General features: G+C 46.8%; 9 protein-coding genes, 2 tRNA genes and 1 pseudogene. 5 read left to right on the top strand and 7 right to left on the bottom strand.

What is annotated here, in order from left to right:
• Positions 1-78: 78 nt before the first annotated feature.
• Positions 79-153 (top strand) — tRNA-Val (locus RDN79_RS18335).
• A 169-nt stretch (positions 154-322) separates the two neighbouring features.
• Here the strand turns inward: RDN79_RS18335 and RDN79_RS18340 are convergent.
• Both RDN79_RS18340 and RDN79_RS18345 read right to left on the bottom strand, forming a co-directional pair.
• Complete coding sequence (locus RDN79_RS18340) at positions 323-763, bottom strand: DoxX family protein (RefSeq protein WP_298553482.1); 441 nt, start codon at positions 761-763, stop codon at positions 323-325.
• Between the two features lie 111 nt (positions 764-874).
• Positions 875-948: transfer RNA gene (locus RDN79_RS18345), tRNA-Arg, on the bottom strand.
• A gap of 197 nt (positions 949-1,145) precedes the next feature.
• Here RDN79_RS18345 and asnA point away from each other — a divergent pair.
• Positions 1,146-2,183, top strand: a complete 1,038-nt coding sequence (asnA, locus tag RDN79_RS18350) for an aspartate--ammonia ligase (protein ID WP_298553484.1) — start codon at positions 1,146-1,148, stop codon at positions 2,181-2,183.
• A 115-nt stretch (positions 2,184-2,298) separates the two neighbouring features.
• Entirely contained in the window at positions 2,299-2,961 is a 663-nt protein-coding gene (gene ung / locus RDN79_RS18355; RefSeq protein WP_298553486.1) for a uracil-DNA glycosylase, read from the top strand.
• A 4-nt stretch (positions 2,962-2,965) separates the two neighbouring features.
• Here ung and RDN79_RS18360 read toward each other — a convergent pair whose 3' ends face one another.
• Both RDN79_RS18360 and RDN79_RS18365 read right to left on the bottom strand, forming a co-directional pair.
• Positions 2,966-5,731: a putative LPS assembly protein LptD gene (locus RDN79_RS18360; RefSeq protein ID WP_298553488.1), complete on the bottom strand. Its 2,766-nt coding sequence runs from the start codon at positions 5,729-5,731 to the stop codon at positions 2,966-2,968.
• 65 nt (positions 5,732-5,796) lie between these two features.
• Positions 5,797-6,339, bottom strand: a complete 543-nt coding sequence (locus RDN79_RS18365; protein WP_298553490.1) for an HD domain-containing protein — start codon at positions 6,337-6,339, stop codon at positions 5,797-5,799.
• 138 nt (positions 6,340-6,477) lie between these two features.
• On the opposite strand from RDN79_RS18365, the gene RDN79_RS18370 reads away from it, so the two are divergent.
• Together RDN79_RS18370 and RDN79_RS18375 are read left to right on the top strand one after the other, a co-directional pair.
• The gene (locus RDN79_RS18370) at positions 6,478-7,623 is read left to right on the top strand and encodes a DUF1343 domain-containing protein (protein WP_298553498.1); all 1,146 of its coding nucleotides are present in this window, start codon (positions 6,478-6,480) and stop codon (positions 7,621-7,623) included.
• A gap of 80 nt (positions 7,624-7,703) precedes the next feature.
• The gene (locus RDN79_RS18375) at positions 7,704-9,563 is read left to right on the top strand and encodes a sensor histidine kinase (protein WP_298553492.1); all 1,860 of its coding nucleotides are present in this window, start codon (positions 7,704-7,706) and stop codon (positions 9,561-9,563) included.
• A gap of 51 nt (positions 9,564-9,614) precedes the next feature.
• Here the strand turns inward: RDN79_RS18375 and RDN79_RS18380 are convergent, their stop codons facing one another.
• The 3 genes and pseudogenes from RDN79_RS18380 to RDN79_RS18390 all read right to left on the bottom strand — a co-directional run.
• Positions 9,615-10,058, bottom strand: coding sequence for an META domain-containing protein (locus RDN79_RS18380; protein WP_298553494.1), 444 nt, complete (start codon positions 10,056-10,058; stop codon positions 9,615-9,617).
• A gap of 10 nt (positions 10,059-10,068) precedes the next feature.
• Positions 10,069-10,494, bottom strand: coding sequence for an META domain-containing protein (locus tag RDN79_RS18385; protein WP_298553496.1), 426 nt, complete (start codon positions 10,492-10,494; stop codon positions 10,069-10,071).
• Positions 10,495-10,694: 200 nt separating this feature from the next.
• Positions 10,695-10,915: pseudogene (locus RDN79_RS18390) on the bottom strand (hypothetical protein); the annotation flags it as partial.

Genomic DNA, 10,915 nt, shown 5'->3' on the forward strand with positions numbered 1-10,915 from the left:
AGCATCTGCCTTACAAGCAGAGGGTCGGCGGTTCGAATCCGTCAACGCCCACCTCATTACCAAAATGATTTCACATTCGGGCGTTTAGCTCAGCTGGTTCAGAGCATCTGCCTTACAAGCAGAGGGTCGGCGGTTCGAATCCGTCAACGCCCACCTCTTTAAAAGCAATCATGATTAGCATGGTTGCTTTTTTCATTTTCCCAACCAACACAAAAAACACCTTATTCTCCCACTATTTATTAAGAGAAGGCTAACACAACAAAAAAGGCAGGAATAACAATTCCCGCCTTTTTTGTTTCCTTTCGTATGCAAGTATATAACCTCATCGTTTCTTTTTAGATAATTCAGAGGATATGATATGATCGATAGAATATTTACCAGGCCCTGTTATATACATCAGCACAAACACCACCAGATAAATAAAGGCCAATTCCTTCACGGCAAACGGATCATTCCCGTGTATCACAAAAAAGGCCATTCCCATTGTAAAGATCATCGGGATCATAGCCAAACGATAAAACGCCCCGAATATAAAACCTACGGAACAAAATACTTCCCCGAAAATAGCCAGCCCCAACGACAACGTACTTCCTACGCCCAACGGATCCGGGAAAGATCCCGACATGGCACTAAAATTCGTCCATTTCTGGATGCCATGCGAAAGCAGCAATACCCCGAAAAGGATACGCAACGCTAACAAAAAAAGGGAAAACGCATTTCCTTCCGGCCTAGAAGGAAAAAGAAATTTATAAACCACTGACATAATCTTTGTTCTTTCTTAAATTAGTTATTCATTTATAAAACATAAATAAAAAAGAAAAGTTTACACGCAGGCCCATAAAAAAAGGACTTCCAACACTTGGAAGTCCTTTTGTGACCAGGGTGGGATTCAAACCCACGACCTTCAGAACCGGAATCTGACGCTCTATTCAGCTAAGCTACCCAGCCAAAGACAGTGCAAAAGTATATATAATCTTGCAGGAAAACAAATGAACGGGCAAAAAAAGATCACTTTTGATATTTTGCAAGCATCTTAATGACAAACACTGCCATTTTGCAAATAAAAAAAGGTACACAATTGTTATTTTGCCATTAATTAGTATCTTTGCCACGCATTATTTACAAACATAAAGCACAACAAGTATATGAGTTACTTAATTAAACCAACAGGATATAAGGCTTTATTGAACTTATCGCAGACCGAGATGGGTATCAAAAAGATCAAAGACTTTTTCCAGCAGAACCTGTCTTCCGAATTACGGTTACGGCGCGTCACAGCTCCGTTGTTCGTTTTAAAAGGAATGGGGATCAATGACGACCTGAACGGAACGGAACGTGCGGTCACGTTTCCGATCAAGGATTTGGACGATGCCAAAGCAGAAATCGTCCATTCGCTTGCCAAATGGAAACGCCTTACTCTCGCCGATTATCAAATCGAAAAAGGTTACGGTATCTATACCGACATGAACGCTATCCGTTCCGACGAAGAATTGGGGAACCTCCATTCTTTATATGTCGACCAATGGGACTGGGAGCGCGTCATGGGAGCCGAAGAACGGAATGTGGATTTTCTAAAAGAAATCGTACGCCGTATCTATGCAGCCATGGTACGTACCGAATACCTGGTCTATGAGATGTTCCCTGAGATCCGTCCGACATTGCCGCAGCAAATCCATTTCATACACTCCGAAGATTTACTGCAAAAATATCCGACCTTCACGCCGAAAGAACGGGAAGATGCAATTACGAAAGAATACGGAGCCGTTTTCATCATCGGCATCGGTTGCAAGTTAAGCAACGGAGAGAAACACGACGGACGCGCCCCGGACTACGACGACTGGTCGACAATAGCGGAAAACGGACAAGTCGGACTAAACGGCGACCTGCTCGTCTGGGACGAAGTGCTGAACCGTTCGCTCGAACTGTCTTCCATGGGTATTCGTGTGGATAAGGAAGCTTTGCTCCGCCAACTGGAGATCTGCAACGCGGAAGAAAAGAAAGAACTATATTTCCACAAACGCCTGCTCAACGGCGAACTGCCCCTAAGTATCGGAGGAGGTATCGGACAAAGCCGCTTATGTATGTTTTACCTCCGCAAAGCCCATATCGGAGAAATCCAGGCAAGTATATGGCCGGAGGAAATGCGCCGTGAAGCCCGTGCTGCCGGCATGTACCTGATTTAATCGATAATTAAAAATTGAAAATTGAAAATTAAGGATGGATTATTGATAATTATTTCAGATATTCGCGTGACAAAGATAATTTTCAATTTCTAATTTTCAATTTTCAATTACCATTATGGACGTCAAGATAGAACAGAGCTGGAAAGAACGATTAAGTACAGAGTTTGAAAAGGATTATTTCAGTCGGCTAATCACATTTGTAAAAGAAGAATACCGCCAAAGGACCATCTATCCTCCCGGTCCCTGTATCTTCAGCGCGTTCGAGCACTGTCCGTTTGACAAGGTCAAAGTTGTCATTCTCGGACAAGATCCCTATCATGAACCCGGACAGGCACACGGACTCTGTTTTTCCGTTCAGGACGGGACACCTTTTCCCCCGTCACTCGTCAATATCTTCAAAGAAATAGAAAGCGATTTAGGCAAACCTGTTCCTCAGACGGGCAATCTGCTCCGTTGGGCAGACCAAGGTGTCCTGCTTCTCAACGCGACCCTGACGGTTCGTGCACACCAAGCCGGCTCACACCAGAATAAAGGCTGGGAAGAATTCACGGATGCCGTGATCCACCGCCTGGCAGAAGAACGAAGCCATATCGTTTATATCCTGTGGGGTTCGTATGCACAACGGAAAGGCGCTTTCATCGACGCCTCCCGCAATCTGATATTGAAATCGGCCCATCCGTCTCCCCTCTCCGCTTACCGCGGGTTCTTTGGAAACAGGCATTTCAGCAAAGCGAACGATTATCTGATCGCAACCGGGCAGGCTCCTATCGAATGGTGATTCATCAATCCCACTTCTGCCCGTCACGATAGTTGCTGCTCTGGCGCCATTTCAGGTCTTTCAGCAAAGACGAACTTACTGCGATATTGAAGGTATAGGACTTATAAGGTCCCACCGGCACAAAACTGGCAGTCATTTGCCAGCAATGCAGGTCGCGGGTGATGTTACAAGTCATATAGGATATCTTATGCGTATCGAAGTCATAGGTGGCATTAAAGTTAAAACGCCAGTTCTTCGTCGGCTGGATATTACCGTTAAAGCTCAGTGCATGCGTCAGTTTATACTTATATTCGAGCTTGCTCGGATCAAAGTCCCCATAACGCAATTGCATACTATAGCTGAATGAAAGGCTCCAGGGCACCTTATTGATCATATAACCATACGAATCGAATTCACCCGTATCTTTCTTGGCGCCACGCAAACGGCCGCCTTCCGTTTTACCCTGTTGGTCCCCTTCTTCTCCCGGAGAAATCTGTTCGAACTCCGGATCGTTCGATGCATTGGGGTCTGCCGGAGGATTGTTGGAATCATTGTCGCTGTCTTTCTTGCCGAACCATTTGCCGAACGTATCATTATTAAAGGTATAAGAGAAACTCGTACCGGTCTGGCGTAAACGACCTAATCCTTTACCGGCCTGCCAGCGCGGAATATCCAACCGGCGAACAGTCTTCGTCGCTTCATCGTAGCCATAGGTATAAGTATCGAACGTACCGTTCAGGTTCAAGGTATAGCTCTTCGAGAACTTGAGACGCAGGCCAACGCTCAAGTCACTCCACTTGAACGAGTCGGCCGCCATATTATAGCTCATCCCCAACGACAACTTATCGATCAGGCTGATCTTGCGTTCTCCCGTCGAATCCCGATCCGACTTAATCTTCATCTCAAGGTTGTTATCCAACTGGAAACTCAAGCTCCCCGATTTCCCGTTAGGAGCATACCCGAACATTCCGCTTTCGAACGGAGTGTAAGAAACATGTTGCTCTTGTCCATACTGGTCTTCATACATGAGATCTTTCCAAAAACCATATTTGGAAGCTCCGAAATCAGGCGTATAGCTCAAAGTCACCGAAGGTTCGAAACGATGGCGGATCATCTTGATCTTGTCACCTAAAAACGGTAACGGCTTATAGAAACCATACAGCGTGGTGGAAGCCGAAACCGACGTGCTGTAATCGAATACGCGGTAGAAACCATAAGTCGTATCACGCGCAACCACCTGCTTCTTCTGCATATCGTATGCTTTTTCCACCTTATTAGTGTACCACCGCTCGGTATAGTTGAACGACGGCGAGATATTCAGATACTTGAACAAAGAGAATGTCGCACTCACCGGGATCTGGTGCTGCATGGCATTCCGCCAGTCCTTCACCAAGCTCGATTTGAACAATTTGTCTTCTTTCGTATCGATACTGTTACGCAGGTAACCGTTGTAACTCATGGAAATCTTCTCATACCAACGTTCTTTGCCGACCGCATTCTTCCGTTTGAACGGGAAGATACGGCTCATCGTAATCGTAATATCAGGCAACGTCAACGAGATCGTCGAGTCTTTCGAACGCTGGTTCACATTCATGGTAGCCGAAAGACTGAACGGATTATTCGGGAAACGCTGTGTTATACTGATACTGGACCCTTTGGTATTCTGGTTCGCATCCGCAAACCCCTGAGAGCCCGGATAGAAACTGTTCAGGTTGTTACGATCGTAACTGCTGGTCGCGAAATTCACACTTGCCGAGAAAGTCCGGTACGGATTGGCCTTCGGGTCCTGCGAATGTGTCCAGTTCAGCTTGAAGTCCTTAGACAAGCTATAATCAGGAAGCCCCTTGTCCCCCAAACGGGTAACCAAGTAGGAAGCATTGAAACTGCCCGAAAACTTATACCGTTTCCGGTAAGACGAACGAGCCGACAGTCCCCAGGAACCTTTCGTATAGATTTCACCGGTAAGAGCCAGGTCCATATAATCGCTCAATGCAAAATAATACCCGCCGTCGCGCAGATAGAAACCACGCGAACTTTCATCTCCGAAAGTAGGCATGATAATACCCGAAGAATAAGAACTCGAAAACGGGAAGAAACAAAAAGGCAAGCCGATCGGATAAAGCGGGACATCCTCAAACACCATATAGACGGGGCCCGTTACGATATTTTTCTTCGGACGGACTTTCGCCTTCGTCATCTGAATATAGAAGTGAGGATGATCGTGCTCGTCGCAAGTCGTATAACGTCCACCCACCATATTCAGAACATCGTTGTCCATCTTCTTGGTACGGCCGGCCGTCACATAGCCTTCCCCCTGTTGCGTGATCACATCCGTGATGTATCCTTTTTTCGTACCGAAATTATAACGCATCGTCTTGGATTCATACTGCTGGTCTCCATCTTTGAAAAGAGGATAGCCGAATTCCTCCCCGATCGAGTCAAGGCCGAAAGTAGCATACACCAGGCTACTATCCATATTCATCTCGATTTTCTCGGACTGGAGCTCGATCTGTTGATATTTCACATCACTTTCCCCGAACAGATAAGCCCAATTCGCCCCCGTCATGATGATGGAGTCTTTTGCCTGGTAGGAAACCGGAGCGTCCAACCCTGTCTGCTTCTTCGGTACGCTGTCCAACGCAAGCACACTATCCTGTCCGGCGGGTACGATCGTATCGCCCACAACAGCCATCACGGTATCGGTCGGGGCAATAAGTTCCTGCGCCTCAGTCATCATGTTTCCGGTGAGGAAAAGCAACAAAATAATCAGGCATTTGTATTTCAAAAACATTCCGTCGTTATTTGCAGTGTGTTACAGCGGGCAAATGTATAACAATTTAGTGAGCCAATCCCTTTTTATTCCCCTAAAAAGAGTTTACACCAGTTATCAAACCGTTCGACAGTTTCGTTTCCATACTTGGAAAGGCCTTGTTTTACCTTTTCGACAGATTTTTCTTTGTCCAGTTTCGTTTTGCTGTAGAATTTGTCGGCGAAACAAATCAGTTGTTCTTCCAAGGTTTCCGGCATAAAGTCCCGGTGCGGAAGAGGCAGGCCGCGTTCTTCGACCATTGCCAACGTGATGCCTGTTCCTGTATGCCGTTCGCATACACGGGCATGGCGGGGATAGCCTTCCGCCCGCATCAGTTCGGCCCCCAGATAGCCGTGGCAAATATACTCCGCATCCCCATGACAACCGATACCGGGCGCATTACAACGGAAAATACCGATATCGTGCAACATGGCTGCTTCTTCTATAAAGGTAAGGTCGAGATTCATCTCCGGATGCATCCGGGCTATAGCCAACGCTTTATCCGCCACACTTCTACTATGAATAACCAAAATCCGCTGCACCTCCGAGCCTGCCGGATAATATTTGGCAATAATATCTAAAGGGTTCATATCATTCAATTGCTTTATTGAGAGACAAAGATAGGCAATAAACAAAAAGAATCGTTACTTTTGCAGAAACAAATAGTAAGGAATGAGTCTATGAGAGCAGTTATCAGGTGTGCCTTCTGGCTGTTAAGCCTGTTCTTAATGTCCGAAATCCAGGCCGTCACTCCACAGAAAGAGCCTCTGAAGTTGGGGGCCGAACGTATGGACGTCGTTACCCGTCTGTTGAAAGGCAAACAGGTCGGATTAGTCGTGAACCAGACCTCCATCCTCGAAAAGCAGCAGAAGCATTTGCTGGACGCCTTGCTGGAAGAGGGTGTCGACGTCAAGAAAGTATTCGCTCCCGAACACGGTTTCCGCGGGACGGCCGATGCGGGCGCCGAGATTAAAGACAGCCGCGATGTAAAAACAGGAGTTCCCATCATATCCCTATACGGAAAGAACAAAAGACCGACAACCGAGCAGTTGGCCGGCCTGGACGTAGTCGTGTTCGACATTCAGGATGTCGGAGCCCGTTTCTATACCTATATCAGCACCATGCACTATGTGATGGAAGCCTGTGCCGAAAACGATGTCGAGTTTATCGTCCTGGACCGCCCCAACCCGAATGACTTCGTCGACGGCCCTGTCCGTCAGAAAGGATTCGAATCGTTTGTCGGTGTAGATCCGTTGCCCATACTGCACGGACTGACGGTTGGCGAACTGGCTTGGATGATCAACAGGGAAGGCTGGCTGAAAAGCACGCCCGACACTTGCAAACTGCATATCGTCAAGATGGAGAACTGGCGTCACGGCGATCCGTACTGGTTGCCGGTAAAGCCCTCTCCCAACCTGCCGAACGACCAGTCGATCCGCCTCTACCCTTCGCTTTGTTTCTTCGAAGGGACCAATATCAGCGTTGGCCGCGGGACCTATTATCCGTTCCAGATATTAGGAACTCCCGATCCCAAATACGGTGATTTCACTTTTACGCCCGCCTCACTGCCCGGCTTCGACACAAAACCGCTGCATAAGGATAAGGAATGCTACGGCACAGACTTGAGGGAATATCCTTTTGCCGGAGGGTTGACGCTGAAATTTCTCCTCGATTTCTATAATAAAGCCGGCAACGACCAAGCCTTTTTCTTCACCCGCCCGCAATGGTTCGACCTGCTTGCCGGGACGAAAGAGTTGCGTTTCCAGATTGTCCGCGGCCTGAACGAAGATGAAATACGCGCAAGTTGGCAACCGGCATTAAACGAATATAAGAAAATCAGAAAGAAATACTTGTTATATCCCGATTATCGCTAACTTTGGACGATTTTACAAAACAACGAGGGTAAACATTGATGGGTGTCTATTTCTTGAAAACATACATATACACAGCAATATTGATCTTAACCCTTTGCCTTCCGCATGAAGCAAAGGGTACAACTGATAAAAATGGGAAGGAAATATTTAAAATCCTTGTCATCCATTCTTATAATCAGACTTTGGGCGCCTATTCCCAATTTGACAAACTATTACACGAGAAGCTGGAAAAAGAACAAATATACTCTTCCCTCCAGACCTTCTACCTGGACTGCGAGCGTTATGACGCAGCCGATGAAGAAGCCCGGATGTATTCTTTTCTCGACACTTTAAGTTTCAAACCTGATATCATCATTTCAAATGACGACCAAGCGACTTATACTTTGATGGCTTGCAACCATCCGCTGGGCAAAACCGTTCCGGTCGTCTTTTCGGGTGTCAACTTTCCCAACTGGGAACTATTGAAGCAACATCCCAACTTCACCGGCTACTGGGACAAGCCGGAATATCTTAAAACCATCCGACTGATCGAACAGATATACGGCCAATCGAAGATATTGATCTTCAAAACAAAAGAATTTATCGGCAGAAACGCTTTCAAAACATTGATGGAGAATATTCAAGGACACGGAATAGCCGTATATGAAGGATTATATCAAACAAGGCGTATGACGACCTCCACTGAAATCCAGCCCGGCAAGGAAGGAGCTTCGGCATTGTACACCACCGCCACCGCCAACCTGACCGCCCGGCAGATTCTTTGGGTATTCGAAGACAAACCCTATACCGCCTGCATGCAGATCATCCTCGACTTCAATGTCCTGACAGTCGGTCGTTTGGCCAATGTCCCGAACTTCACCGTCATAAACAACGGGTTCAACGATAACCGAGGCATCACCGGAGGCTACTTCACCACCCTGCAAATGCAAGTTGAATGTGTAGCCAAAACCGCAACCCGCATTCTGAAAGGGACTTCGCCAAGCAGCATTCCCATCAAGGAGAGTCCCAAGGCGTATGCGTTCGACTGGAAAGAAATGCAACGCTTCAACATCAAGTTGGACGATCTGCCACAAGGCAGTATCATCTATAACATGCCGTTGGAAGTCCGTTACAGAACCTATATCATTATCGGGGGAATCCTGGTTGTCATGCTGGTTACCTATGTCATCCTGCACCTCATTTACATGTACCGGCGCGAAAGCGAACGGAAAAAGCAGGTACAACTCCGGCTGATTGAAGAAAAAGAGCGGGCCGAAGAAGCCAATAAGATGAAATCGGCGTTCCTTGCCAACATGAGCCATGAGATACGCACGCCGTTAAACGCGATAGTCGGCTTCACCAACCTGCTACAGGACGAAAAGGACCTGACCGATGAAGAAAAAGACCTTTTCCGCGATACGATCAACAAAAACAGCAACCTGCTGCTGAAACTGATCAACGACATTCTGGAACTCTCGCGCATCGAGTCGGGACGGATGTCCTTCACTTTCGATGACTGTCCCTTGAACGAGCTGTTGGAAGAGATTTACCAGACACATCATCTGCTTATGCCTTCGAATATCCGTTTCCTGAAAGAGTTCCAAGAATCGGAACTTGTCATTCATGTAGACCGTTTCCGGTTTACGCAGGTGATTACGAACTTCATCAACAATGCCGTCAAGTTCACCGCCAAAGGACACATCCTGTTAGGATATGTCTATAAGAAGGAGGAGAAAGAAGTTCATATCTTCGTCGAAGATACCGGAAAAGGCATGTCGGAAGAGGCCCAGAAGAAAGTGTTCGAGCGTTTCTTCAAAGCGGACGAATTTGCACAAGGTACCGGGCTGGGACTATCGATCTGCCAAACCATCGCCGAACGCCTAAACGGACGGATCACCCTCTCTTCCCAGGAGGGAAAAGGCAGCCGCTTCACTCTGATCATTCCTTGCAGGCCGAAATAAAAAAGGCGGCCCGTCAACCGGAACCGCCTTTCAAACATTTCACAATGAAAATCATTTCTTTTCGATTACCATCAGTTTGGTATTGTCCGTACCATAGAAGGCGATTTTATCGACAGGTTTCGTATCTCCTTCCGCTTCAAAACGAACGACTTTATCCAAAGCCTGCAACAACTCACGCTCATCGCTCATATCCGGACAAGCCATACGCGTTGTCGCAACCTGCGGAAATTTAATGATATTCTTATGGGAATCGCTGTATTCGATCTGCCCCATCATCCGGTTGCATCCGGCCTTTCCGGAAAGGGAATGGCGGGCCACGTCAAACTCTATGACTTGGTTCGTCTCGGCAGGATTCAACGCCTTGCCGTTCAACTCGACAATATTCCAACTGCCATCCAAGTCGGAGAAAGTCGCTTCCACACCCTTTTTCGCCTTACAGGAAGCAAAGATACCGATGCTCAACATGGCAAGGCAAAGATATATGTACTTCTTCATTTCCGTCCAATTAGTTTTTTGACAAAACCAACAAAACATTACCGCCGGCATCCACCAGCAACATTTCATTTTCGGACCGGCCGGCTTTCACGCCTTTCACGTCTCCCATAGCTTTCAAGATCGCATCCTCGGTTTCCATATCCGGGCAAGCCATCATGGTTGTAGCACCGGGATTGATCGTGATGGAAGAAATATCCTGGTCATCCAGTACGACAGTCGAATTGAAGATGTTACATCCGGCATTGCCGTGGACCTTGTTATCTTTCATATCAAACTCCATATTAGGCAAACCTTCTTTCAGTATTTTTTCTCCTTTTACTTCCACAATATTCCATTTACCTTCCAACTTCTTTGCGTCTGTCTTGACTTCAGAGCAAGAAAACAACATCCCTACAAAAGCAGGAACCATCAAAAGTGTCAAAATAGCTTTTTTCATCTTTACTTTTCATTTATAATTATCATTCGTAAGGATAAGACGTCGAATCCTTGCAAAAAGTTCCCGATGAAGTTGTTATTTAATATACCTTAACACAGAAGATCCCGGATAAAGCCGGTTTCATCCATCTCTCCAAGACATATTATCCTATCGGTTCATTATTCCTATAAACGACTTTTCCCTTGCAAGCATAAGCCTCCTTATAAGGACCGGATTGTTTCCTCGCTCAAGCCGGTACACTTTACGATGGTAGCCATATCCACGCCCGTCTCTTTCATCCTGACAGCGACTTGACGCATGCCTTCGGCAATTCCTTCGGCAAGCCCTTCCGCTTTTCCTTCCGCGATTCCTTCCAGCCTGGAGGTGTAGATCGCGTTGTTCTGGATGTTGATGTCTTCGAGGTGGCGGATGTAGACGAGGC

It is taken from the genome of uncultured Parabacteroides sp., assembly GCF_902493135.1.
Lineage (GTDB): Bacteria > Bacteroidota > Bacteroidia > Bacteroidales > Tannerellaceae > Parabacteroides.

Coding starts and splice junctions, on each gene's coding strand:
- RDN79_RS18340 (WP_298553482.1), bottom strand. CDS start 763: ATGTCAGTGGTTTATAAATTTCTTTTTCCTTCTAGGCCGGAAGGAAAT.
- asnA (WP_298553484.1), top strand. CDS start 1,146: ATGAGTTACTTAATTAAACCAACAGGATATAAGGCTTTATTGAACTTA.
- ung (WP_298553486.1), top strand. CDS start 2,299: ATGGACGTCAAGATAGAACAGAGCTGGAAAGAACGATTAAGTACAGAG.
- RDN79_RS18360 (WP_298553488.1), bottom strand. CDS start 5,731: ATGTTTTTGAAATACAAATGCCTGATTATTTTGTTGCTTTTCCTCACC.
- RDN79_RS18365 (WP_298553490.1), bottom strand. CDS start 6,339: ATGAACCCTTTAGATATTATTGCCAAATATTATCCGGCAGGCTCGGAG.
- RDN79_RS18370 (WP_298553498.1), top strand. CDS start 6,478: ATGTCCGAAATCCAGGCCGTCACTCCACAGAAAGAGCCTCTGAAGTTG.
- RDN79_RS18380 (WP_298553494.1), bottom strand. CDS start 10,058: ATGAAGAAGTACATATATCTTTGCCTTGCCATGTTGAGCATCGGTATC.
- RDN79_RS18385 (WP_298553496.1), bottom strand. CDS start 10,494: ATGAAAAAAGCTATTTTGACACTTTTGATGGTTCCTGCTTTTGTAGGG.